This window comes from Lentibacillus halophilus (assembly GCF_055395055.1).
In genome coordinates this window covers 2,184,154-2,208,584 of sequence record NZ_AP043750.1, presented here as the reverse complement: position 1 = coordinate 2,208,584, position 24,431 = coordinate 2,184,154, and the positions used below count along the sequence as shown (strand labels likewise).

Annotated in this window: 24 protein-coding genes; 4 read left to right on the top strand and 20 right to left on the bottom strand. The window is 43.1% G+C overall.

The window, feature by feature from the left end; translation table 11 throughout:
* The first annotated feature begins 95 nt into the window (after positions 1-95).
* The gene (gene rnz, locus ACZ5Q7_RS10890; RefSeq protein ID WP_343752974.1) at positions 96-1,040 is read left to right on the top strand and encodes a ribonuclease Z; all 945 of its coding nucleotides are present in this window, start codon (positions 96-98) and stop codon (positions 1,038-1,040) included.
* 81 nt (positions 1,041-1,121) lie between these two features.
* On the opposite strand, the gene ACZ5Q7_RS10885 is transcribed toward rnz, so the two are convergent.
* The 3 genes from ACZ5Q7_RS10885 to mce form a co-directional block, all read right to left on the bottom strand.
* Positions 1,122-2,366 carry a DNA polymerase IV gene (locus ACZ5Q7_RS10885; protein WP_343752972.1) on the bottom strand — a complete coding sequence of 415 codons (1,245 nt, stop codon included), beginning with the start codon at positions 2,364-2,366 and terminating at the stop codon, positions 1,122-1,124.
* Between the two features lie 75 nt (positions 2,367-2,441).
* Complete coding sequence (locus tag ACZ5Q7_RS10880; RefSeq protein ID WP_343752970.1) at positions 2,442-3,569, bottom strand: M20/M25/M40 family metallo-hydrolase; 1,128 nt, start codon at positions 3,567-3,569, stop codon at positions 2,442-2,444.
* 74 nt (positions 3,570-3,643) lie between these two features.
* A complete protein-coding gene (gene mce, locus ACZ5Q7_RS10875; protein WP_343752968.1) occupies positions 3,644-4,066 on the bottom strand; it encodes a methylmalonyl-CoA epimerase in 423 nt (140 codons plus the stop codon).
* A 186-nt stretch (positions 4,067-4,252) separates the two neighbouring features.
* Here mce and prli42 point away from each other — a divergent pair, with 186 nt between their 5' ends.
* Positions 4,253-4,390 (top strand): stressosome-associated protein Prli42, encoded by a 138-nt coding sequence (gene prli42, locus ACZ5Q7_RS10870; RefSeq protein WP_343752966.1) that lies wholly within the window; start codon positions 4,253-4,255, stop codon positions 4,388-4,390.
* A gap of 64 nt (positions 4,391-4,454) precedes the next feature.
* On the opposite strand, the gene ACZ5Q7_RS10865 is transcribed toward prli42, so the two are convergent.
* From ACZ5Q7_RS10865 to ACZ5Q7_RS10835, 7 genes are all read right to left on the bottom strand, one after another.
* Positions 4,455-5,438, bottom strand: coding sequence for an aromatic acid exporter family protein (locus ACZ5Q7_RS10865; RefSeq protein WP_343752964.1), 984 nt, complete (start codon positions 5,436-5,438; stop codon positions 4,455-4,457).
* Positions 5,439-5,604: 166 nt separating this feature from the next.
* Positions 5,605-6,036 (bottom strand): BrxA/BrxB family bacilliredoxin, encoded by a 432-nt coding sequence (locus tag ACZ5Q7_RS10860; RefSeq protein ID WP_343752962.1) that lies wholly within the window; start codon positions 6,034-6,036, stop codon positions 5,605-5,607.
* 104 nt (positions 6,037-6,140) lie between these two features.
* Positions 6,141-7,415, bottom strand: a complete 1,275-nt coding sequence (locus ACZ5Q7_RS10855) for a dihydrolipoamide acetyltransferase family protein (RefSeq protein WP_343753724.1) — start codon at positions 7,413-7,415, stop codon at positions 6,141-6,143.
* Positions 7,416-7,450: 35 nt separating this feature from the next.
* The gene (locus tag ACZ5Q7_RS10850; protein WP_343752960.1) at positions 7,451-8,434 is read right to left on the bottom strand and encodes an alpha-ketoacid dehydrogenase subunit beta; all 984 of its coding nucleotides are present in this window, start codon (positions 8,432-8,434) and stop codon (positions 7,451-7,453) included.
* Positions 8,435-8,448: 14 nt separating this feature from the next.
* Positions 8,449-9,441 carry a thiamine pyrophosphate-dependent dehydrogenase E1 component subunit alpha gene (locus ACZ5Q7_RS10845; protein ID WP_343752958.1) on the bottom strand — a complete coding sequence of 331 codons (993 nt, stop codon included), beginning with the start codon at positions 9,439-9,441 and terminating at the stop codon, positions 8,449-8,451.
* 61 nt (positions 9,442-9,502) lie between these two features.
* Positions 9,503-10,924 carry a dihydrolipoyl dehydrogenase gene (gene lpdA, locus ACZ5Q7_RS10840; protein ID WP_343752956.1) on the bottom strand — a complete coding sequence of 474 codons (1,422 nt, stop codon included), beginning with the start codon at positions 10,922-10,924 and terminating at the stop codon, positions 9,503-9,505.
* A 56-nt stretch (positions 10,925-10,980) separates the two neighbouring features.
* Positions 10,981-12,075 (bottom strand): Leu/Phe/Val dehydrogenase, encoded by a 1,095-nt coding sequence (locus ACZ5Q7_RS10835; RefSeq protein WP_343752954.1) that lies wholly within the window; start codon positions 12,073-12,075, stop codon positions 10,981-10,983.
* A 515-nt stretch (positions 12,076-12,590) separates the two neighbouring features.
* Here ACZ5Q7_RS10835 and ACZ5Q7_RS10830 point away from each other — a divergent pair.
* Together ACZ5Q7_RS10830 and ACZ5Q7_RS10825 are read left to right on the top strand one after the other, a co-directional pair.
* The gene (locus ACZ5Q7_RS10830; RefSeq protein ID WP_343752952.1) at positions 12,591-12,824 is read left to right on the top strand and encodes a DUF2627 family protein; all 234 of its coding nucleotides are present in this window, start codon (positions 12,591-12,593) and stop codon (positions 12,822-12,824) included.
* A gap of 45 nt (positions 12,825-12,869) precedes the next feature.
* The gene (locus ACZ5Q7_RS10825) at positions 12,870-14,216 is read left to right on the top strand and encodes an aspartate kinase (RefSeq protein WP_343752950.1); all 1,347 of its coding nucleotides are present in this window, start codon (positions 12,870-12,872) and stop codon (positions 14,214-14,216) included.
* A gap of 37 nt (positions 14,217-14,253) precedes the next feature.
* Here ACZ5Q7_RS10825 and spo0A read toward each other — a convergent pair whose 3' ends face one another.
* From spo0A to folD, 10 genes are all read right to left on the bottom strand, one after another.
* Positions 14,254-14,988 carry a sporulation transcription factor Spo0A gene (gene spo0A, locus ACZ5Q7_RS10820; protein WP_464433199.1) on the bottom strand — a complete coding sequence of 245 codons (735 nt, stop codon included), beginning with the start codon at positions 14,986-14,988 and terminating at the stop codon, positions 14,254-14,256.
* A gap of 292 nt (positions 14,989-15,280) precedes the next feature.
* Positions 15,281-16,615: a SpoIVB peptidase gene (spoIVB, locus tag ACZ5Q7_RS10815; protein WP_343752946.1), complete on the bottom strand. Its 1,335-nt coding sequence runs from the start codon at positions 16,613-16,615 to the stop codon at positions 15,281-15,283.
* A gap of 131 nt (positions 16,616-16,746) precedes the next feature.
* Entirely contained in the window at positions 16,747-18,459 is a 1,713-nt protein-coding gene (gene recN / locus ACZ5Q7_RS10810) for a DNA repair protein RecN (RefSeq protein WP_343752944.1), read from the bottom strand.
* A 17-nt stretch (positions 18,460-18,476) separates the two neighbouring features.
* A complete protein-coding gene (gene ahrC / locus ACZ5Q7_RS10805) occupies positions 18,477-18,926 on the bottom strand; it encodes a transcriptional regulator AhrC/ArgR (protein ID WP_343752942.1) in 450 nt (149 codons plus the stop codon).
* A 32-nt stretch (positions 18,927-18,958) separates the two neighbouring features.
* A complete protein-coding gene (locus ACZ5Q7_RS10800; protein ID WP_425542383.1) occupies positions 18,959-19,804 on the bottom strand; it encodes a TlyA family RNA methyltransferase in 846 nt (281 codons plus the stop codon).
* 28 nt (positions 19,805-19,832) lie between these two features.
* Complete coding sequence (locus tag ACZ5Q7_RS10795; RefSeq protein ID WP_343752938.1) at positions 19,833-20,432, bottom strand: hypothetical protein; 600 nt, start codon at positions 20,430-20,432, stop codon at positions 19,833-19,835.
* Positions 20,433-21,114: 682 nt separating this feature from the next.
* Entirely contained in the window at positions 21,115-21,999 is an 885-nt protein-coding gene (locus tag ACZ5Q7_RS10790; RefSeq protein WP_343752936.1) for a polyprenyl synthetase family protein, read from the bottom strand.
* A 2-nt stretch (positions 22,000-22,001) separates the two neighbouring features.
* Complete coding sequence (locus tag ACZ5Q7_RS10785) at positions 22,002-22,235, bottom strand: exodeoxyribonuclease VII small subunit (protein ID WP_343752935.1); 234 nt, start codon at positions 22,233-22,235, stop codon at positions 22,002-22,004.
* Positions 22,219-23,577, bottom strand: coding sequence for an exodeoxyribonuclease VII large subunit (gene xseA, locus ACZ5Q7_RS10780; protein ID WP_343753722.1), 1,359 nt, complete (start codon positions 23,575-23,577; stop codon positions 22,219-22,221). The genes ACZ5Q7_RS10785 and xseA overlap by 17 nt, the downstream gene beginning before the upstream one ends.
* Positions 23,567-24,427 (bottom strand): bifunctional methylenetetrahydrofolate dehydrogenase/methenyltetrahydrofolate cyclohydrolase FolD, encoded by an 861-nt coding sequence (gene folD / locus ACZ5Q7_RS10775; protein WP_343752934.1) that lies wholly within the window; start codon positions 24,425-24,427, stop codon positions 23,567-23,569. The genes xseA and folD overlap by 11 nt, the downstream gene beginning before the upstream one ends.
* Positions 24,428-24,431: the final 4 nt, after the last annotated feature.

Genomic DNA, 24,431 nt, shown 5'->3' with positions numbered 1-24,431 from the left:
TCCCATGACCAGATTATTTAACATTGTCACCCTTCAAAATCGGAATGATATGTCATCAATGTATAAGTATTCCTATGAGCGAGGATGGCAATAATATGGAACTCATTTTTCTGGGGACCGGATCCGGTGTCCCATCCAAGGAACGCAATGTTTCCAGCATAGCTTTGAAATTATTGCAGGAGCAAAACAGTATTTGGCTGTTTGATTGCGGTGAAGCGACACAGCACCAAATTTTACGGACCAGTATCAAACCACGGAAAATCACAAAAATTTTTATTACCCATATGCATGGCGATCACATTTTTGGATTGCCCGGCTTATTAAGCAGCCGGTCTTTTCAGGGTGGTGATGAGCTTTTGACCATCTATGGCCCAAAAGGTATCAAACCTTTTATTGAAACAGCACTTGCTGTAAGCGGCACTCATTTAACCTATCCGCTTGAGATTGTAGAGATCAACGAAGGCTGTGTGTATGATAATGCGAATTTTACGGTGACAGCACAAAAATTGGATCATGGCGTAGAAAGTTATGGTTACCGCATTAAAGAAAAGGATAAACCAGGCAAGCTGCTCGTTGAAAAACTCGATAAAATGGGCATTAAGCCAGGACCAGTCTATCAGCAGATAAAAGAGAACGAGTTTGTAACGTTGGGAAATGGGCGAGTGATCCGGCGTGATCATTTCCTCGGGCCGGACAAAAAAGGGCGCATCGTAACGATCATGGGCGACACACGTTTTTCAGAGGCTTACCGGTCGTTGGCAGCACATTCGGACGTACTTATTCATGAAGCTACATTTGATAAACACAAGGCTGATTTGGCACACGCTTATTTTCATTCGACCACAACCCAAGCGGCACAGCTCGCCCGGCTAAGCAATGTAAACAAACTTGTCCTGACGCATATATCGTCGAGATACCAGAGCAACTCCGATGCAGAGATGCTTCTCAAGCAGGCCCGGACCATTTTCCCGCAAACGGAACTGGCGGACGATTTTTATCATATTACCATTGAATCTGCTAATGGAAGGTACCACCGCTGATGATTCATGGGAGAGGCTCGTCATATTATTGATGATTCAGAGAAAAATAGGTTTTAGAAAGATCCACAAACAACTGAGCTATCATTTCTTATAGTCATCAAGAAAATCCTTCTGAAAACTGGTGCGCAGCTCGTGAGACGTTTCATCCTGCATTTGTTTAAATGTATCTTTTCCATATTTTCGGGTCAGTCGGTCTATGGTGATCTGAAGTTTTTCTTTTTCCATTTCTTTCTCATATGTGAATAAGTCCAGTTGCCTCGCGATGTTTTGCTTTTCATCCGTTTCCTGAACCGTGATCCCCAATAACCGGATTGGTTCCCGGTTCCAATGCTTTTGAAACAGTTCCTCAGCTGTATCCATAATGGTTTCTTTTTTTTCGATATAATCGTTCAGTTTTTTGCTTCTGGTAACAGTTGTCCGATCATGGTATCGGATCATAATCTGGATGCTTCTTCCTGCTGCCTGCTTTCGTTTCATTCGTCGTTCCACGTTTTCAGCAATCTTTCCTATAAGTTGGCTGATTTCGGTTTCATCATCCGTATCAGCAGGTAATGTCTGTGAACTGCCGATGCTTTTAAATTCATGCACTGCATCCGGATCAACCGAACGCTCATCCAAACCATTTGCTCTGTTCTTCAGTCGCTCGCCGTTAATTCCGAATAGCTGTTTGAGTTGATACCCATCACTTTGTGCAAGATCGCCGATGGTGCTAACATTTATGGTGCGCATTTTAGACGCCGTTTTTTCGCCAACCCCATACATGTCTTCGATGGGCATCGGCCAAAGTTTTTCCTGAATGTCCCGCTTCCGTAAAATCGTTATCCCCATCGGTTTTTTCATATCAGACGCCATCTTTGCTAAAAACTTATTAGGGGCGATCCCGATACTGCAAGGTACATCCAGTTCATTTTTGATTGCTTGCTGCAGATTTTGGGCAATTTCAATGGGACTTCTGTACTGCTCTGTCCCGGTCACATCCATATACCCTTCATCAATGGACACCGGTTGTATATACGGAGTGATGTCTTCTAACATTTGGAACATTTTTTTGGAAACGGACCGATATCGGTCAAAATCGGGGCGACGAACGATCAGCTCCGGACATAGTCTTTGTGCCTTCCATAACGGCATGGTTGTCTTGACACCTCTCGCTCTTGCCTCGTAGCTGCTTGTAACAACAACTCCTTTTCGTTCTTCAGGATTACCGGCAATCGCCAACGGTTTTCCTTTCAGTTGTGGATTGTAAGCCATCTCAACTGAGGCATAGAATGAATTCATATCAACATGGAATATAATCCTGGCTTTTTTTAAACTCTGTTGTGCCATTAAGCGACATTCCTTCACATAAATTTTCTTCCAGTAAACCATAGCTAAAACAGACGTTATGTTCCTTTTTAACCGTTATCTATCTGCTGAAACTGATATAATAGCAATGATAAGCTCGGTTATCTTCACTAATTCTTCAACGGGAATCCGCTCATTCGTTGTATGAATCTCTTCATATCCAACAGCCAAATTAACAGTGGGAATACCCAATCCGGAGATAACATTCGCATCACTTCCGCCTCCACTTGCCTGCAGGTTGCTTTCACGGCCTATGAAAGATGCGGCCTGTTTGGCAACCTCAACCACTTTATCACCGTCTCCCTGTTTGAAGCCGGAATACACAATGTCTACATCTACATCTGCGTGGCCGCCATACGTTGAAGCCGCATAATCAAATGCTTCTTTCATATGGGTTACTTGCTTTTCCATTTTCACTGGATCAAGCGACCTTGCCTCAGCCAGTATGTCAACATGATCAGCAACAATATTGGTCTGTTTACCACCTTCAAACCATCCTATATTGGCTGTTGTTTCGTCATCAATACGACCGAGTGGCATTTTGGCAATGGCTTTCGCCGCGAGTGTAATGGCGGAGATGCCTTTTTCCGGAGCCAACCCGGCATGTGCTGATTTACCTTTCATAACCGCATGCAGTTTGGCTTGTGTGGGAGCCGCTGCAACAATGTCACCAACCGAGCCGTTGCTATCAATAGCATAGCCGTATTCAGCATGGAGAAGTGAGGAATCGAGCGATTTGGCTCCGACCATGCCTGATTCTTCACCGACAGTGATAATAAATTGGATATCACCGTGTGACATATCGTGTTCGTTTAACGTGCGAATGGATTCCAATATGGCAGCCAGACCGGCTTTATCATCCGCACCAAGGATGGTTGTACCATCTGAGACGATATAGCCATCCTCTATGGAAGGTGCCACTCCCTTCCCGGGCACAACTGTATCCATATGAGAGGTGAAGTAAATCGGATCAGCTCCGTCCTTATTGCGGTGCAGCGTGCATATTAAATTGCCGGCGCCATGTCCGGTTTCCCATTTGCTATTATCCTCGGTCACATCAAGACCAAGTTCCGTGAATTGGTTGGTTAATGTGTAGGCTATGTCACTTTCATATCCTGTTTCTGAATCAATTTGGACAAGGTCAAAAAACGTTTTTAGTAATCGTTCTCTGTTGATCGTCACCATCGTTCGTTCCTCCTCTGATCATTCATCACCTATCAAATAGTGATCCGACTATTCATTAATTTCAACTATTCCCATCAGTCATCGTTCCTTACAGGGGATTCACACAGTTCAAACAAAATACCATTGGCCGCTTTTGGATGAATGAAAGCAATACGTGCATTGTGTGCTCCCTGTTTCGGTTCTTCATTAATCAGCGGAAGTCCTTTGTCTTTTATGTGCTGCAGCCTGTCATCAATAACGTCTGTTTCAATAGCCACATGATGAACCCCTTCACCTCTTTGATCAAGAAATGTTTGAACGGGCGAAAGTTCGCTTGATGGTTCTAATAATTCGATTCTTGATTCCCCAATGGTCAAAAAGGCCGTTTTTACCATTTCTGTATCGATTGTTTCGACACGCTCCAATTCCAAACCCAACGTTTCCGTATAAAAAGGCAATACGTAATCCATATCATGTACTGCAATCCCAATATGTGCGATTTTTTTTGGTGCTTTCATGACCATCAGGCTCCAGTCGAGTATTTTCCATCATGTCACCAAGATTGCCCGGTTTTAATGATAATCAGAAGGTGCATTTCAATATACATCTCTTCAATGATACGGAAATAATAATAAGCCGGTACTTGCCTTGTATACCGTTTAACGATAAAATACACGTATGAATACGAGTAAGGAGGGATTCCAATGGCTCAAAAACCAGCAACCAGGCAAGCCCCCCGCAAAAAATCAAAGCGTGAACGCAGAATGAAAGTCATCATCTATCTTATGATTGTGGCAATGATATTATCCACCGTGACAATGGGGTTGGCCACGTTTATATAAGCGAAAAGAATGATGCTGATCTCCTTCGCAATCTCAATTATTGTTAAAAAGACTGGCGATAAAACTATCGCGGTCTTTTTTTTATTGATTTTCCAACAGGCACATCACTTTCTTTAAATTTTTTCTTCAACACTAAATAATCTTCCATCTCATGCAGCAATCGAAACAAATTGGCTCGTGTTATAAATACGTCATGCGTCTCCGGCAAGTCCTCCTGATCAAAACTTTCACGAAGCCTGTCCAGCTCATCCAAAAAAAGGACGGCTGTATTACCCGGGTGCACCGCATCAGAAAGTTTTTCAAAAAATGCCGCAATCTCTATGGAAATAGCATCGGTTTCCGGAAGCTTTGTCACTAACGGGAGCATTTTTTGCAATAATTCAAACTGTTTTCTGCGCATGACAAAATAGTCATAATATGGATGCTCTGTTCGCAGCAAATGATTTTCTTTGTCCAGCGACACCAAACTCATGGCTTCCTGCAAGAGTTCTTCACTTCTGTTCAGTTCCTTTCCGTCCCAGTTCTCGTTTTTATCACGTATGTATAATGCAAACTCACGCAATATCGTCTGAAAATTGTTTTCAAGTTCAATCTGTTTCCGCCTGAGCGGTTTATCCAGACTGGGCATATACAAATTGATCAAAAGACCTGTGCCAATCCCGACCACAATTAATAACAACTGATCAATCAGAAATGAGCTGGTAACACCTCCTGATCCATACATATTCAGAATAATAACAGAACTTGTTGTTATGCCCGGGGTAACTTTTAACCAAACCGTTACAGGTATAAAAAAAAGCATCATAATACCGATAACAACCGGATTATAGCTTATCAGTTCAAAAAAAATCACCGCAAACAATGAAGCGACCACACAGGCTAGAAAACGATGCCATGCACTCAATACGGAACGTTTACGGGATGGCTGAATACATAAAATGGTTAAAATCCCTGCAGATACGAAATTGGATATGCCCAAAAGCTGTGCAGCTAAAACGGAAATCGGAATGCCTATTGCTGTTTTAATCGTCCTGTAACCGATACGCACCATTATATCCCCTTATATTTAATTAGCTGGAAAAAACATTTGACTCATTCAGGCTCACATTAGCCATGACATGAGCGATGTGATATATCATATGATCAAAATAAGACTGACCCGTTCAAATGGAGCCAGCCTCAATTCGGTACCGGTTAGTTATGCACCGGTTGTTTTAAATTTCTTCACAATGGTCATCAAACACTCGTTGAAGCTTACCGACTACATCCACAGCACTGAAACCTTCTATCTCAGACCGCTCCAGCATCGTGACAATATTTCCGTCTTTCAAAAAGGCAAAGGACGGAGATGATGGTGGGTAATCGCCGAAGTATTCCCGTGCCTTGTCCGTCGCTTCTTTGTCCTGTCCTGCAAATACGGTGACGAGGTGATCCGGACGCTTATCATAATGGATGGCATTCGCAGCTGCCGGTCGTGCTACACCACCTGCACAGCCGCATGTCGAATTAACCATAACCAGGGTTGATCCGTCACGATTCATAGCTTCGTCGACCGCCTCAGGTGTTGTCAACTCTTCATAGCCTGCCTCTTTAACATCGCTCCGTGCAGCATCCACAACGTCCTTCATGAACAGGTCAAAATCCATATAATAGACACTCCTTGTAAGCGTTAATTTTATGTGTGACTAGCTTCAGCATATCAACTTTAGCCAGATTTATCAATCCGAACAACTTCCTCCTGATGCACCCATCAATAAACACTCGTTGTATCTTTATTGATATTTTCCAGTATTTCTTTAACACGTGCAAGGAATTGTCCAACGATCAGTCCGTCCAACACCCGATGATCAAGGGATAGACAAAGATTAACCATATCACGTGCAGCAAACATATCATTGACAATGACCGGTCGCTTAACAATGGATTCAACCTGTAGAATCGCCGCCTGAGGGTAATTGATAACGCCCATCGACTGTACAGATCCGAAAGAGCCTGAGTTGTTAACGGTGAACGTGCCACCCTGCATATCATCGGCGGTCAATGAATCGGAGCGTGCTTTTGCCGCAAGATCATGAATAGATTTAGCGATTCCTTTAATGTTTTTTTCATCAGCATGTTTGATAACCGGAACATATAGTTCCTGCCCCTTTGCCACAGCAATGGATATATTAACATCTTTGTGCTGAATAATTTTGTCTCCCGCCCATGTACTGTTCAATTGTGGAAATTCTTTTAAAGCTTGTGCAATAGCTTTAATGAAAAAGGTGAAAAATGTAAGATTGAACCCTTCCTCTTTTTTAAATGCATCTTTCATCTGATTACGATAGGTCACCAGATCCGTGACATCCACTTCCACAGCCATCCATGCATGCGGAATTTCCTGTGTTGAACGGACCATGTTTTGAGCAATGGCTTTTCTTACATTGGATACAGGAATTTCGACGTCGCCGGCACTGGTTGTCTGCTGTGATGACGTTTCCTGCAACATTGGTGATGCATCCTGCTTGTTGGTATCCGGTGCAACTGTGCTTTTCGCCGACTCGGCCGACGGTGATTTGGTCCCGGCAGCAACCAATCGCTCCATATCTTTTCTTGTGATCCGTCCACCACGGCCTGTTCCCTCAACCTGATCAAGATCAATATGGTTATCCTGTGCCAGTTTTAACACAGCGGGGGAGTATCGTTTTTTCATGGATGTCGTTTCATCGGTCATTTCCTTTGCGGATCGTTGGTCGTCTGCATAGCCAACGCTTGCTTCGGAAAGTTTATCCGATCCGTTTTCAGCTTCCGACTCAATATAACAAATAAGGTCACCAACCTGAACAGTGTCCCCTTCCTGCGCAACAAGCTCATGGATAACGCCTGAGAATAATGATGGGACTTCCGCATTCACTTTATCCGTCATGACTTCGGCAATCGGGTCATATTTTTGAACATGATCACCCGCCCCAACCAACCAGGAGCTTATGGTACCTTCTGTCACACTTTCACCGAGTTGCGGCATATTGATTTTTTCTGTCGCCACCATTATAACCCTCCTTCCGACACATTAACTGTCATTTAAAACTCCGCCAAATCGCGGATCGCTGTTTCAATTTTATCCGGATTCATCATAAAGTAGTCCTCCATTGGCGCCGAAAATGGCATGGCGGGAGTATCCGGTCCAGCAAGTCGCTGTACGGGAGCATCCAGTTCAAACAAGCAATTCTCAGCAATGATTGCCGCCATTTCCCCCGTGATGCTTCCTTCTTTGTTGTCTTCCGTAACCAACAGGACCTTGCCTGTTTTCTGCGCTGCCTCGATGATCGATTTCTGATCCATTGGATAGACTGTCCTAAGATCGAGAACATGCGTACTTATCGCTTCTTCTTCCAACTTTTCCGCGGCCTGCAACGTATAATGAACAGCCAGACCGTATGTGATGATGGTAACGTCTGATCCCTCCCGTTTCACATCCGCTTCTCCAATAGGTAGAACATAATCACCTTCCGGAACGTCTGCCTTTAATAAGCGGTAAGCACGTTTATGCTCCAAATATAGAACCGGATCATTGTCACGTATGGCTGCTTTTAATAAGCCTTTGGCATCATATGGCGTCGATGGCATGACTATTTTTAGTCCTGGCTGATTGGCAAACACGGCTTCAATGGATTGTGAATGGTATAAGGCACCATGAACACCCCCGCCATAAGGCGCTCTAATAGTCACGGGTGCATTCCAGTCATTGTTGGAGCGATAACGGATTTTTGCTGCCTCGGATATAATCTGATTCACGGCCGGAAAAATAAAATCCGCAAACTGCATTTCCCCGACAGGACGTTTGCCGTACATAGCTGCACCGATACCGACACCGGCAATAGCAGATTCAGCAAGTGGGGTATCGAGTACGCGGTATTCGCCGAATTCGTCATAAAGCCCCTTCGTGGTACCAAAAACACCGCCTTTTATACCCACATCTTCCCCAAGAATAAAAACGTCCTCATCACGCAGCATCTCTTCTCTTAATGCGGCTGTAATGGCTTGAATGTATGATTGGACTGGCATTGATGGTTCCTCCCTTATTCCTCATATACATGCCCGAGAGTAGCTTCCGGCTCGGGATAAGGTGCATTTTCGGCATAATCCGTAGCTTCATTGATGATGTTATCAATGTCTGCTATCAGCTCATTTTCTTTTGTCTCTGTCATGACACCTGTTTCTCTCAAATATTCGGCAAATGTATTTATCCCATCATTTTTTTTCGCTTCTTCCACTTCCTTGCTTTCACGGTACTGACGATCATCATCGTCGCTGGAATGAGCAGTCAATCGATCGGCTACTGCTTCTATAAGGGAAGGCCCTTCGCCATTGGCCGCACGCTGTCTTGCTTTTTTCACCTCATCATAAACAGCCAATGGATCATTGCCATCAACCGTAACACCCGGCATACCGTAACTCTCCCCCCGAACGGAGACATTTTCACTAGCAATCTGCTTATCCAAAGGTACGGAGATAGCGTACTTGTTGTTTTCAACCAATGTAATGACCGGAAGCTTGTGAACCCCGGCAAAATTCAAGCCTTCATGAAAATCACCCTGATTAGCTGACCCTTCTCCCAATGTTACAAACGATGCGAAATCTTTATTATCCATTTTGGCAGCTAAAGCAATACCAACAGCATGTGGAATTTGCGTGGTTACCGGGGAGGACTGTGTGAGAATACGGTTCTTCTTCTGCCCGAAATGGCTCGGCATTTGACGGCCACCGGAATTGGGATCTTCCGCTTTTGCAAACGCTGAAAGCATCAATTCCTTTGCTGTCATACCAAACGCTAGAACGATTCCCAAGTCCCGGTAGTACGGGGATGTATAATCGTTTTCCCGATCCAATGCAAAGGATGCACCTATCTGTGTTGCTTCCTGCCCCTGACAAGAAACAACAAACGGTATTTTTCCGGCCCGGTTCAATAGCCACATCCGTTCATCAAGCTTCCGGGCCAATAGCATGTGCCTGTACATATCCAGTACTTGTTCATCAGACAGACCCAATGTTTCATGACGATTTTTTGCCATAGCGTGCTCCCTCCTTCAACGGTTTACCATGTAACTGTTCATCTTCCTATACGTCTAATCATTATCCATGTAGTTGCTTGCCATCAACGGCGAGTGCTGCTTCTCCGATCACTTCGGAAAGCGATGGGTGCGGGTGAATACTATGTGACACTTCCCATGGCGCTGCATCAAGCACTTGAGCCAAACCGGCCTCTGAAATCATATCGGTGACGTGCGGACCGATCATATGAATGCCGAGAAGGTCATCACTTGTCCGGTCGGCAATCACTTTGACGAAGCCTTCCGATTCGCCATATACCATTGCCTTGCCGATTGCTCTAAATGGGATTTTACCAATTTTAACATCAAAATTCCTGTCTGTTGCCTGTTTTTCTGTTAACCCGACACTAGCAGCCTCTGGATGGGAATAAATGCAGTTTGGAACATGATGATAATCCAGCGGGAGTGGGTTTTTGCCTGCCATATGTTCCACAGCCACTATGCCTTCGCGGGAAGCCACGTGAGCAAGCTGCATACCACCTATGGCATCACCAATAGCATATATATGCGGTTCTTCTGTCTGATAAAAATCATTTGTCTGGATAGAACCGCTGAGGGCAGCAATACGTGTATTGGACAGCCCAATATGGTCGGTGTTGGCAGCACGTCCAACACAAACAAGCATTTTATCGGCTATAAACGTTTCTTTACCATCACTTGTATCTGCGTCCAAGGATACTCCTTTGTCTTTTTGCAATGTTTCAGAGAGTACTTGGGCCTCTTTAACAACACGGACGCCTTTTTTACTCAGTTGTTTCTCCATCTCTTCGGCTATCTCTTTATCTTCTGTCGGTAATATTTGTCCCAAATACTCCAAAATCGTAACATCCACACCGAAATCCGTCAGCATGGATGCCCATTCAATACCTATAACCCCTCCGCCCACAATCAGCATGGACTCAGGGAGTGATTCCATATGTAAAGCTTCGTCGGAGCTCAAAACATAATCCCCATCAATAGTCAGACCTGAAAGGGAATTTGGATAGGATCCACTGGCGATCAAGACATGTTCGGGTACCATCACAGTGTTTTCATCCCCATTTTCATATTCAACGGAAATCGTTCCTGCAACGGGGGAGAAAATACTTGGACCAAGAATCCGTCCGAATCCGTTAAAAACGTCAATATGGCCTTTTTTCATTAGTCCTTTAACACCTTGATGAAGAGTCTGCACAATACGATTTTTACGTTCCTGCACATGAGCAAATTGCAGTGTCGGTGCTCCTGTGTCAATACCATATGCGCTCGCCTCTTTCGTCTGTCTAAACACTTCGGCGCTCCGGAGCAAAGCCTTGGACGGAATACAGCCCCGGTGTAGACATGTCCCACCAAGTTCCTTTTTTTCGACAACAGCAACTTTCATACCAAGCTGTGATGCCCGGATTGCTGCTGTATATCCGCCTGTACCCCCGCCAAGGACAACTAAATCATAATCTTTTGTCATGCCATGAATACTCCTCTCGATCATCATCGGAATGGATACTTATACGGTCGGATCGTTTAACGTCTGCTTAATGTATGATGGCCATTGGGCAAAAACTGATTACGAGATGCCTTTAATGATTGTATACGCTCCTCAGCCATCCGGTTTGCAGCAATACTGGACGGAATATTATCACGGGCGGATATGGCAAATACTTCGGATAGATTATCGTAAATTTTGTTCACTTTTTTCATCGCACGCTCATGATTATAATTGTTCAGTTCATCGGACACATTAATAACACCACCTGAATTGATAACATAATCGGGAGCAAAGACGATACCCTTTTCATGAATCATTTCTCCATGTTCATCTGATTTCAGTTGGTTGTTCGCGGACCCCGCAATGGCTTTGGCCGTCAATTGAGGAATCGTTTCATCATTAATAACAGCTCCCAGCGCACAAGGTGCATAAATATCACAATCAACGCTGTAAATGTCGTTAGGTGCCACTGCTTCGGCACCGAAATCATCGACAGCACGCTGAACCGCTTCACGGTTGATATCGGTCACTATTAAATCAGCACCCTCATGATGCAGATGCCTGCACAGTTCATAGGCTACATTGCCCATCCCTTGCACGGCCACCGTTTTTCCCTCAAGTGCGTCACTTCCGAACGCTTCGTTTGCAGTGGCTTTCATCCCTATATAAAGGCCATAACCGGTAACAGGAGACGGATTTCCGGACGAGCCAAATTCCGGAGATGTGCCGGTTACATAGTCTGTTTCCATATAAATCAAGTCCATATCATCTACAGTCGTGCCCACATCTTCCGCCGTTATAAACCGTCCATTGAGACTTTGAATATAGCGACCAAAAGCACGGAACATTTCCGGATTCTTATCCTTTTGAGGATCACCGAAAATAACTGCCTTACCGCCACCAAGATTCAAGCCTGCAGCAGCATTTTTGTATGTCATGCCCCTTGCAAGTCGGAGTGCATCTTCAATGGCATCAGCTTCTGAATCATAATTCCACATCCTTGTCCCACCCAACGCCGGACCAAGTGTTGTATCATGAATAGCAATGACAGCTTTTAAACCGGAGTTTTTATCTTGACAAAAAACTAATTGTTCATAATCCTCATCTTCCATATATGTAAAAATATTCATCTGTAACCTCCTCATAGTGTTCAGATTGTTTCTGTCCTAACAGCCATTGTCAATGGCATCGGAATGGTGTTTGCATCTACATCTTTTATGACCATCGATTTTTAAGTAAAAAACATGCACTTTTACTAAAATAAAAGCGCATTAGTAGCTAAATGCAATGACATTATATAATGCAGTTATCAAAATGATGGCAAGCAGACAATATGGTACGGTTACGTTTATCATAACGATTGCCATTCGGTCCATTTAACTCACGCTGATTATAAAGTCCCATTTCATCGTTAGTGGTATCGTGAAAATGACCATATCGCAATCCATACTTGTAACAATTTGTGCATTTCAAGTATACTCGATTATATAATTGTAAACAAACAATAACTTGCATGCAAATTTCCAACCAAAAAGATGCACTATATAAAGAAATACGGTGCATTCTGTTTCCATTTTTTCAGCCATTTGCTATACTTGTTGCTATACTTGGCAAGTCAGCATGTACGCATTAAAGGAGAAAAGACATGATCCGTATTATCGCCGTGCTTCTGCTCGTCATTCCCGGCTTGATGTCGGCAATTGGTATTAAACTTATGCGTGACACGCTGTTTAATACATTCATCCCGGTCTTTATGAATCAGGGAATCCAGTTTGTTTCCGGTTTGTTGCTGTTTCTCGGCGGTTTGGCATTTATTGGCGGATTTATCATTCACCGGGATAGGAAAAAGTGGAAAGATAAAAAAACAGGGAAAAAATGACATAGTTCGTCAGTTTTTATCCTATTAAGTTATGGAGCGATGTTTATGAAAGTGGCAAAATTTGGAGGAACTTCCGCAGCAAGCGGCGAACAAATTAAAAAAATCACATCCATCATCACCAGTGATCCGGATAGAAAAATAATGGTCGTTTCCGCACCTGGCAAACGCTTTAAAGATGATTCTAAAGTAACGGATTTGCTTATCGCAATGGGCAATGCAACCTTTGCCAATGAACCGACCGGAGAACTTAAAGAAAAAATCCTGAACCGATTTTCTTCCATTGCAGAAGAGCTCTCGATTTCTTCAGATATTGTTGATGACATTAAACAGACAATCGAGCAAATTCTTGCAAGCGATCAGCCAGAACATATGAAAATGGACGCTTTAAAATCCGTCGGCGAGGATAGTTCCGCTAAACTGATTAGTGCTTACCTTAGGACAGAAGGTTATCAAGCGGTTTACATGAGTCCAAAAGATGCTGGAATTATCGTCAGCAATGAGCCGGGGCAAGCACGCATTTTGCAGGAAAGCTTTGACGCACTAAGCCGTTTGCGCACACAAGAGAACATTATTGTCATACCTGGTTTTTTCGGTTTTACAAAAGAAGGACAGTTAATGACATTTCCCAGAGGAGGATCGGACATTACCGGATCCATCGTGGCTGCAGGTGTGAATGCCGATTTATACGAAAATTTCACTGATGTCAATTCGGTTTATACCGTTAATCCGACCATTGTCGATAACCCGAAAGAAATAAGCACATTGACATATAGGGAAATGCGCGAACTTTCTTACGCCGGGTTCTCCGTTTTCCATGATGAAGCACTGCTTCCTGCATTCGAAGCGAAGATTCCCGTGTGCATTAAAAATACTGGCAATCCAGATTCTCCCGGAACCATGATTGTCGCCGATAAGATGCCACAAGAAAAATGTGTCGTTGGAATCGCCAGTGATACAGGCTTTGCGAGTTTATACATCAGTAGATATTTAATGAATCGTGAGGTTGGGTTTGGACGGAAATTGCTGCAAATACTGGAAGAAGAAAATATTTCATTTGAACATGCTCCATCTGGAATCGATGACATGTCCGTCATTTTTCGCGAAACACAACTGACGCCCAACAAAGAAGAAACGGTCATCAGACGGATTAAAAATGAACTGAATCCTGATATGATTTCCATTGATCACAACTTTGCCATGATTATGGTTGTCGGAGAAGGTATGAATAATACAATAGGGATTGCCAATAAGGCAGCTTCAGCATTGTCAGGTGCCAATGTTAATATTGAAATGATTAATCAGGGGTCTTCCGAAGTTTCCATGATGTTTGGCATAAAAGCCAACAAACTTCATCAAGCGATACAATCATTATACGAGACATATTTCGGATAAAAAAACTGTATGTGCAAACAGCACATACAGTTTTTTATTAACTTGCTTTATGTTCCAGCCGAAGATGGTCGGCCACCATGGCTATGAATTCAGAATTGGTCGGTTTTGCCTTTGAAATATTTACAGTATATCCGAACAAAGCTGAGATGGATTCAATATTTCCACGACTCCAGGCTACCTCAATGGCATGACGAATGGCACGCTCTACACGGGAAGACGTCGTATTGTACTTTTTAGCTATGTCCGGATAAAGAACCTTCGTAATGGAACCAAGCAACTCAATATCATTATAAACCATCGTAATGGCTTCTCGTAAGTACATATAACCTTTGATATGTGCCGGTACGCCAATTTCATGAATAATATTCGTAATGCTTGCTTCCAAATCCTTCTTTTTGCGTTCTTTGCCTGCGGGTTTCTTTGACGCCGGCGGATGAACTGAATTCACCCCTTCTCCGGAAACTTGCCGTATTTGCTCGGCCAGATTATCCAATTCAAATGGCTTAAGAATAAAATAGGACACGCCAAGATCAACCGCTTTTTTCATAACTTCTTCCTGACCAAAAGCCGTCAGCATAATGACATTCAGATCATTGTTATTTTCACTTCCACGAATCGTATTTAATACACCGAGGCCATCAATATGAGGCATTATAATATCCAAAATAAGAACATCAGGCTCTTTTTCCTCAAGCATTTCCAGACACTCCCGTCCATCATGGGCAATCCCTGTGACATCGATGTCTGCCTGATCTTCAAAGTATTCTTCCATTAATTGAATGAGTTCTCTGTTATCATCAACTAAGCAAACTGAAATTTTATCTTTATCCACGTTGTTTCCTCCTTAAAAATTCGATTTTTCTTATGCACTATATTCGACACAAGTTCCAAATATCCTTTTTTTATTTGAAAAACTTTATATTTTTTTACTTTTGCTTAGATTAGATCATTTTTTCTTCAATTTTTATGTTGATTCGATCATTTTTGACATTTTTTGTCGAAATGGGTTCAATGTCATTAAAAAAGCTTGTTATAGGAATACAGCTCCCTATAACAAGCTTTGTTTAACTTGCTTTATCTTTATCCTTCTCCGACGGGCTTTTGACTTCAATTCCGGCTTCCTGCAACATCCATTCAATATGAACACCGTAACCACTCGTCGGATCATTAACAAAAACGTGTGTGACCGCACCAATGATTTTGTCGTCCTGAATGATCGGACTGCCACTCATGCCTTGCACAATACCTCCTGTTTCATTCAGAAGGCGCTCATCGGTGATTTGAATAACCATTCCTTTTTTAGCGGGAAACTTTTGTGGAACGCTGCTGACAACCTTCACATCAAACGCTTCCACTTTTTCTCCATCGAGCACGGTCAGTATCTTAGCGGGTCCTTCTTCCACCTGGTTCGATAATGCAATTGGCATTGGTTTGTCGTATTCGCCATTTTTCTTAATCGGTTTATTCAGTTTCCCGAAAATACCAAAGGGGCTGTTCTTCGTAATATTTCCGATTTCTTTATCATTTACAGAGAACTTTGCCTGCTTCTCTCCTGGTGTTCCGTTATTGCCCTTTTCAATCGACGTCACATCAGAACGGACAATAGATCCATTATGGATTTCAATTGGCTTTTGTGTATCCATATCCGATATCACATGGCCAAGTGCTCCATAATTTTTCGTCTCCGGATCATAAAATGTCATCGTGCCAATACCAGCTGCTGAATCACGTATATACAATCCAATTTGAAACCTATCTGTTTTTTCATTTTTGATGGGATCCAAAGTCGTTTCCTTTTTCTCATTATCCCGCTTAATGGTCAGTTCAAGCTCTTCGTTGTTCTTTCCGGCTTCTTTAACCAAAGGCTTGACATCGTTCATATCTTTTATTTTTTCACCATTTATTTTTAAAATGACATCCCCCACCTGTATATCGGCTTCCTCGCCAGGAGACTTCTCGCCATCCTCACTTTTAACTTGATGATGTCCAACGACTAACACCCCTAATGTATGAAGTTGTACACCAATGGACTGTCCGCCGGGCACAACCCGAATATCTTCAAGGACAGAAACATCCACTTTTTTAAGCGGAATTCCAGCTGCTTCATACATAAGTTGACTATTTCCTTGCTTATCCGGATAAAATACAGATGAATCCGTTGCTTGGACGCTGTCTCCAGAGGAATTAATCGTTACATTGGTGCCGAGTGCAGGTATATCCAAAGGTGATGCGGTGTCAGAAAATGTGACAACCTTGTCCGGAATGGAAAGGTACTGCTGAACTGGTTTTATAAAAGGCAGTGCCAATACAGCTGTTAAAAGAAAAATGCCTAGCCATATTCGAATGTTACTGTGTTGCTGCTTCACCCAATTCACTCTCCTCGGCCAACCCCAAACCATTATTTTTTCTTTGTACTTCTAATTTGACCGAACCGTACCTGTTTTAAACTGGTGAAAAAAAAGAAAAGCTGTGTATCTTTTCCTTTCAAAAAAACACCAGCTTTTCATGTGTCGGTTTTTTGCAAACCAATTCAATTTTTCCGTTTATATTTGGAAGCCAATTCAAGCATTTCTTTAGCATGTTCTTTCGTTGTTTCTGTTAATTCCGTTCCGGTAATCATCCGGCTCAACTCGTCCATTTTTCCATATTCATTCAGTTCGTCGACGACAGTGGCTGTTCGGTCGTCTTTTTCATGCTTTTCAATCAGCTTGTGAATGTCGGCCATGGCTGCCACTTGAGGCAAATGGGTGATGCATAGCACTTGTGATTGCCGTGAAATTTGATAAATTTTTTCGGCAATGGCCTGCGCAACTCGTCCACTGACACCGGTGTCAACTTCATCAAAAATAACACTAGTGACACCTTGATGTTTGGCGAAAAGTTTTTTTAAAGCTAGCATCATCCGTGACAATTCACCACCGGAAGCGACTTTATGCAGTTGTTTAAGTGGTTCTCCGGGATTGGCGGAGATAAGAAACTGAACGTAATCAAATCCATTTTGATGCAATTTAACGTCATTTCCTGATTCTGTATCGGGTTTAACCTCAAAGGCGATGGAAAAGTACGTTTTTTCCAAATAAAGATCCGCCAATTCTTCATGTATCTGAGTGGTTAAGGACTGTGCTAATTTTTGACGCAAATCATGGAGCTCTTTGGCTTCCAGATAAGCATCCTGATATGTTTCCCTTATTTGTTCTTCCAATTTTGCCAAATGTGTATCCTTGTCAGTAAGCTGCTCAATTTCTTCTTCAATATGAGCAAGGTACTCCAAAATATCATTTACCGAAGAACCGTACTTTTTTTTCAACCGATCGATTTCATTTAACCTGGATTCAACTTCATTCAGACGTTCCGGATCATAATGCAGGGAATCTGCATAATTACGGATATCATACATCAGTTCCTCCACCAAGAAATAATGATTGGATAATTCTTCAGCTTTTTCAGCAATAAACGTGTCATAGTCTTTGCTATTCTGAAGCGCCTGACTTGCCGTGTTCAACCATTCAGTACCTCTCTCTTCACCGTAAAGAGCATTATAAGCATCCAGCAGACCATTATAGATACGTTCAAAATTCGCAAGTTGGCTCCGTTCCTCTTCAAGTTGTATATCCTCGTCAGGAACCAGATTCGCCTGCTTAATTTCATTCTGTTGAAATTGCAATAAATCTAATCGCTGTGACATTTCTTGCTCATTGGCACTCAGTTCTTTATACCGGCTTTGCAGTGATGACAATTTTTCATATAAGCGAGCATATTCATGCTTTGTTGGTGTGAGTTGGTTTTCACTGTACATATCAAGCAATCGGATATGATTATCCGGTTCCATCAATGATTGAGTTTCATGCTGGCTATGTATATCAATCAGGCGCTTTCCAAACTCCCTTAAAATCGCAAGGGTGACTAATTTACCGTTCACTCTGCAGATACTTTTACCGCCTGACGTAATCACTCGGTTCAATACCATCATATTATCCTGGATGTCAATTCCATACTGATCGGCGATATCGTACAATGTTCCATGATTGTCGTCCAGCGTAAACAACCCTTCCATTTGAGCCTTGTTTGTTCCATGCCGGACATATTCCACTGACCCTCTTCCGCCGGCCAACAGTTTAAGGGCGTCGATGATAATCGATTTTCCTGCTCCTGTTTCACCAGTAAGGACCGTTAATCCTTCATCAAATGTAATGGATATTTCGTCAATAATGGCAAAATCCTGTATCGACAGTTCTGTCAGCACATGCGTCACCTCACTGTTCACAGCATATCTAAAAAACGGTCATGGACAATGGCCGGATCTTCCGGTTTTCTGCAAATAATCAAACACGTGTCATCTCCGCAGATCGTTCCCATAATTTCATCCCATTCCAAATTGTCGATAAGAGCACCGAGGGCATGCGCATTGCCAGGCAAGGTCTTTAATACAATAAAATGACTTGTATACTCCATTTTGACAAAAACATCCCGGATTAAGCGTTTTAATTTATCAAGCGGATGGAAACGATTATCCGCCGGCAGACTGTACTTATAATTTCCAGTGAGCGATGGAACCTTAACCAGATGAAGTTCCTTTATGTCGCGTGAAACGGTTGCCTGTGTTACATCATAACCAGCGGACCGGAGCTGATCGGCCAGTTCATCCTGCGTTTCAATTTCTTTTTCTGTTATCAATTCACGTATTTTAATATGGCGCTGAAGTTTGCTCATAAAAACCTCCATTAAAAATGGATTCCCTGAGGTTATTCCTTTTTCGTCTCTGGCTGTCGATTCTCCCTGAGATCACAGTGGGCATCCTCCACCATATTATTTAAGTCGGGCGTTATTTTAGTCATGTCTTCCATTTTATCCCATCCAAAATGGACTAAAAATTCGATATTTCCATCACCGCCGGTTACCGGTGAATACGTCAAATCGATCAACTGGTAACCTTCCCGGCGGGCATAATCCGTTATGTTTTTAAGAACGTCCAAATGCACGTTTTTATCATGAACAATGCCTTTTTTCGCTACCTGTTCCCGCCCGGCTTCAAATTGCGGTTTAATGAGTGCTATAATATCGCTTCCCGGTGGCAAAAGCAGCTTCAATACAGGGAGGATAAGTCTCAACGAAATAAATGAAACATCAATGGCTACCATATCCGGTTTCCCATTATTAAGCATGTCCAGTGTAACATACCTGAAATTGGTCCGTTCCATGACGATAACCCGGTCATCATTGCGTAATTTCCAATCCAATTGGTTGTAGCCAACATCAATAGCATAGCTTAACTGGGCACCATTCTGAAGGGCGCAATCCGTAAACCCGCCAGTCGATGACCCAATATCCATAAAAATGCTGTTTTTTAGCGATAATGAAAATTGGTCGATGGCTTTTTCAAGTTTTAACCCACCTCGTCCCACGTAAGGGATGCTTTTTCCTTTTATTGTCAAAGACATGGATTCATTTACTTTTATGCCCGGCTTGTCCAAACGGGTTTGATTGGAGAAAACGAGGCCAGCCATAATCATTCGTTTTGCTTTTTCTCTTGTATCAATGAACCCCCGCTCTACCAACAACACATCTAAACGTTTTTTGCTCATTTTTATTTCCTTTTCTTCTGTAAAATAACGGAAATTATTTGTTTCTTCCAGTTTTATTATTATTATTCGGGAGAACTCTTATTTTCAAACGTCCTTCCAAAAATGCAACCATTTTTCCTGCAAAGAAAATAAGGGATGTGGAGCTATTGATCGCAGCGTACTTCCCGACTGCTTTTCCACCCACTGTTAAAGCAGCAACCAAGCTGGTAAGCACAACTGACAAAATAATTTGAAGTTCGGATCCCTCACCCTTTCCAAAAATTTCTGCAAGCTGCAGGACGACAGTTGCTGATGCAGTACCACTAACAACACCTGATATGTCACCGATTACGTCATTACAAAAACTAGCAAATTTATCAGCGTTGCGGATAATTTTAACAGACTCCTTGGCACCGGTAATCTTTTCAGCAGCCATGGCATGAAAAGGCTTTTCATTAGCGGCAGTAGCAGCAATTCCAAGCATATCAAACGTAACACCAATGCATACAATGATAAAAACAATGACCAGTCCCAATACCCAAATCACATTGCTTAAAATGGATTCGGACACCACTGAAAAAATAGCCGCTAACACGAACGTGATAACGGCTATAGTAACACTGAAATGAAGCGATTTTTTAGTTTGCGGTTTCATATTAACCTCGGATTTTTAAAAATATGTAGAGAAGGAATGGTCATTTGAAAGGTAAAAACTGCGGCTTAGGTCCAGTAGGTTTTCCCAGATGGATACCCCATGTTGCCATAGAGGCGGTTCCCCTTTAAATCCATCTCGACCCCGTCACCGGAAAGTCGGACTGGATTACCACTGAGTCCGCACTATAATCCCTTTCAAATGTCCTTTGAGCAGTCTAGGAGTTTTCCTCGACAGCCTTTGACCGTTCCTTAGCCTCTTTTGCAGTGATGATTTCATAGAGAATACATAACCTAACCGGTGGCCGCCCGGATAAAGCCATGGTGTGTGCTCTAATCCCCTCACCACCACTCAAGGCAGGCTACGCTGCAAATAAGGCTCCCACACCCTATTATACAGGTTCATACCCCATTCCATAACGGAGCCTAGGCTTAGACTCCATTACAGATATGGGCCTCCACGGTAATCGGGTCAACGCCCACATGCCTTTGTGGATCGCCCGAAAACCTTAACTCCCAGCACTGACCCAAGGCTGGGCGCCTCAAGCCAGCACAAGGAACTTCATCGATATGCCCTTTGGCGGATTTTTAGGCCCGCCTTCAGGAACGGAGGACCGACTAGAATACTGCACCACTCCATTTATAATTGTATTATACCATAAAAAATAAAAGATGGCTACGATCGATTAATAATCTCTTGTACTGAAATAATCGGTGAGCATAGAAAGATAAGTAGATTTGGCCCCGGCTTGATTTAAGGCTTCTTTCGCCTGTTTCACGTAGTCGAATTTTTTCCGAATGGCACCGTCCAAACCAAGAATTTTGGGATACGTATTCTTATCATTAACTGCATCGCTCCCGACCGGCTTTCCAAGTTTCTCCGCTTCACCAGTCACATCCAAAATGTCATCCTGCACTTGAAATATTAAGCCAAGATAGTAGGCAAATGTGTCAAGGTGTCTTATTTGCCCAGAATCGGCACCGCCAAGATAAGCTCCAGTACTGACGGCAAAACGAAGCAGTGCTCCTGTTTTCAGTATGTGAATGTGTTCTAACTCATCCAGGGTGATTTCCCTGTCCTCAGCTTTCATATCAAGTATTTGCCCGGCCACCATTCCTTTTGGACCGCTTGCTTGTGTAAAGGACGTTGTTATAGACGCTTTTTGGTTATCCGTCAGTCCCGGGTCACCGGCAATCATTTCAAAACTATATGTCAGCAATGCATCTCCAGCTAAAATTGCTGTCGCTTCATCATACTTCTTATGATTTGTCGACTGTCCGCGCCGCACATCGTCATTGTCCATAGCGGGCAGATCATCATGTATAAGTGAATACGTGTGAACCATTTCCAGAGCAATGGCCGGCCCGAATGGTGCGTCCGATCCATGGCTGTATGCTCGATGAGCTGCGAGCAAAAGGACAGGCCGGAGTCGCTTTCCACCGGCTTCAACCGAATAAAGCATCGAATCTTTCAGTCGTTCCGGGATATCCAGATTGGTCAATCGGTAATGCAATTCCTGTTCAATAGCTATTTTTTGTTCATCCATGAAATCGTTCAGCTCCTGTTGCACCCTTATTCATCCCCTTGTATATTAAAGGTTTCCAGTTCGCCTTGATCATTCATGATTTGTGTCATTTTTTTCTGTACATCGGTCAATTTATCGCTGCACACCTTGGAAAGTTTCATCCCTTCCTGATAATAAGTGATTGCTTTTTCTAACGGCACATCACCCTTCTCGAGCTTTTCCACAATTTTTTCAAGCTCAAGCATGGCCTCTTCAAATGAGAGTTTATTCTCCTGCTCCATCGGTCTCCTCCTTTTTATCCATTACATGACAATCGAGTGACCCATCCGCGAGTTTCACGGCAATATGATCGTTCAACGATACGTGATCGACAGACTTGACCAGCCCGCCGGCCGAATGATACGTAATAGCATAGCCACGTTTCATCGTCTCCAATGGGCTTAGCAGGGATAATTTTTCAATAGCTGTTTGAAGTCTATCCGTATTTTTTTCCAAATAGCTGTTCATCCGATCTTTCAGCTGTTTCTGATACTGCCCCAACTCTTTTTCTGCATAGGACAATTGTTGTTTCGGATGGGACGCCGCTAATCTTGTATTCATCTGCACAAAAGCATCCCGCTTTAACCGCCATTTCATATCCGCCATTTTTTCCAGTCGATCAACCTGTTTATCCAGTTCCTGTTCTTTCTGTTTCATCAGTTGCTCTGGATAACGGAATGCGTAAGATTGCTTTACCCGGTTTAAATGTTGTCCAGCATGGGATATCCATTGATTCATCATGTTGGTTAAATACCGCCGCGAATTATCCAGTTTTTCGATAAGTTCAAGTTGGGAAGGCACAGCTATTTCGGCTGCACCTGTCGGGGTGGGGGCTCGGACATCAGCCACATAATCACTGATGGTCGTGTCGGTTTCATGTCCAACAGCAGATATGACCGGAATGGACGAATTAAAAATCGCTTGGGCTGTTATTTCTTCATTGAAAGCCCACAATTCTTCGATAGATCCACCTCCTCTCCCAACTATCAGGAGGTCGAACACATCTTTTTCATTTGCTCGTTTAATCGCATCAGCAATCGATTCCGTTGCATTGGAACCCTGGACAAGCACCGGGACGACGGTTGTTTGAGCAATGGGGTACCGTCGTTTTAGAGTCGTAATTATGTCACGTACGGCAGCACCTGTTGGAGATGTCATAATTCCAATATGCCGTGGATAGGCGGGGATTGGTTGTTTGTATGTCTCATCAAAATAACCCAGTTTATGTAGCTTTTCCTTCAGCTGCTCATACGCCATATAGAGAGATCCAAGGCCATCCGGTTCCATTTGCTGTATATACAATTGATACTGGCCAAATGGTTCGAATACACCGATTTCTCCTTTAATCAACACTTTCATGCCATTTTCGGGTGTGAATTTGAGACGACGGTTATTCCCGGCAAACATGACAGCTTGTATGCGTGCGTTATCATCTTTAATCGTCAAATACATATGCCCTCGACTATGATGTTTAAAATTGGATATTTCGCCTTGAAGCCAAATATCTTTCAAATGAGCGTCTGATTCGAATTTCCGTTTGATATATTTCGTAAGCGCAGTGACGGTTAAGTAACTATTTACCAACTGCATCCAATCCTTCAGCAGCCGTAATGGTATTTTTTAGCAACATCGTAATAGTCATCGGTCCCACGCCCCGGGGAACAGGTGTAATCAGTGATGCTTTCTCAGCCACCGACGGAAAATCGGCATCTCCTGACAGGGTACCGTCCTCCATTCGGTTAATACCGACATCAACGACGACTGCACCGCTTTTGACATGTTCGCCGCGAATACTATTGGCTCGTCCCGTTGCTAAAATAAGGATGTCAGCTTCCTGCGTAAAGGCCGTCACGTTTTTCGTTCTTGAATGGCAGTACGTTACCGTGGCATTGTCATTCAGGAGTAACTGGCCGACAGGTTTTCCGACAATATTGCTTCGCCCGAGCACCACAGCATGCTTACCCTCTATCGTCACATCATAGGCGTTGAGCATCGTTATAATGCCATATGGTGTACATGGCAGAAAAGTGCTTTGTCCGGTCATTAATTTGCCAACATTAATGGGATGAAAACCGTCCACATCTTTTGTCGGGCTGATGGATTCAATCACGTTTTGCTCATTGATATGGTCGGGAAGCGGAAGTTGTACCAAAATACCGTGTACCGTTTCATCCTTGTTAAGTCCATCTATCCGGGTCAGAAGGTCCTTTTCCGTCGTAGAGGATGGCAATTCAATGATATCAGAGGACATACCTGTTTCTGAACAAGCTTTTTCTTTACCCCGCACGTAAGATTTGGAAGCCGGGTCGTCACCAATAATAATTACCGTTAAATGTGGCGTGATACCTTTTTCTTTCAGTTGCTGCACGTCCTCAGCTATATCCGACCTGACTTTTTGCGACAGATCTTTTCCATTCATTTCAATGGCGGTCATAAAC